This is a genomic window from Kluyvera genomosp. 1, from assembly GCF_001266615.1.
Taxonomy (GTDB): Bacteria; Pseudomonadota; Gammaproteobacteria; order Enterobacterales; family Enterobacteriaceae; genus Kluyvera; species Kluyvera cryocrescens_A.
Genome location: NZ_LGHZ01000062.1, coordinates 1 through 1,100 on the forward strand (window position 1 = coordinate 1; position 1,100 = coordinate 1,100).

General features: G+C 52.2%; 1 protein-coding gene. It reads right to left on the reverse strand.

Features of this window, described 5'->3' with window-relative positions:
* A partial coding sequence (gene tuf / locus KP80_RS22055; RefSeq protein WP_052285777.1) for an elongation factor Tu occupies positions 1 to 1,100 on the reverse strand: 1,100 nt, incomplete at both ends.

A 1,100-nucleotide genomic window follows, 5' to 3' on the forward strand; every position in this document is an offset into this window, starting at 1 on the left:
GCAACAACGCCCGCGCCAACGGTACGGCCGCCTTCACGGATTGCGAAACGCAGACCGTCGTCCATTGCGATTGGGTGAATCAGGGTAACAACCATTTTGATGTTGTCGCCCGGCATTACCATCTCTACGCCTTCTGGCAGTTCGATGGTACCAGTCACGTCAGTTGTACGGAAGTAGAACTGTGGACGGTAGCCTTTGAAGAACGGAGTATGACGGCCGCCTTCGTCTTTGGACAGGATATAAACTTCAGATTCGAATTTGGTGTGCGGCTTGATGGAGCCTGGCTTAGCCAGAACCTGACCACGTTCGATTTCTTCACGTTTGATACCACGCAGCAGAACACCAACGTTCTCACCAGCACGGCCTTCGTCCAGCAGTTTGCGGAACATTTCAACGCCAGTACAGGTAGACTTAGCAGTCTCTTTGATACCAACGATTTCAACTTCTTCGCCAACTTTAACGATACCGCGCTCTACACGACCGGTAACAACGGTACCACGGCCGGAGATGGAGAATACGTCTTCGATTGGCAGCAGGAATGGCTTATCAATCGCACGTTCTGGTTCTGGGATGTAAGAATCCAGGTAGCCAGCCAGTTCGATGATTTTTGCTTCCCAATCTGCTTCGCCTTCCAGCGCTTTCAGCGCGGAACCACGAACGATAGGAGTGTCGTCGCCTGGGAAATCGTACTGAGACAGAAGTTCACGAACTTCCATTTCTACCAGTTCCAGCAGCTCTTCGTCATCAACCATGTCACATTTGTTCAGGAACACGATGATGTAAGGAACGCCTACCTGACGACCCAGCAGGATGTGCTCACGAGTCTGTGGCATAGGGCCATCAGTTGCAGCAACAACCAGGATAGCGCCATCCATCTGCGCAGCACCGGTGATCATGTTTTTAACATAGTCGGCGTGGCCTGGGCAGTCTACGTGCGCGTAGTGGCGAGTCGGGGTGTCATATTCAACGTGGGAAGTGTTGATGGTGATACCACGAGCTTTTTCTTCTGGTGCGTTATCGATCTGGTCGAAAGCACGAGCAGCACCGCCGTAGGTTTTAGCCAGTACGGTAGTGATTGCAGCGGTCAGGGTAGTTTTACC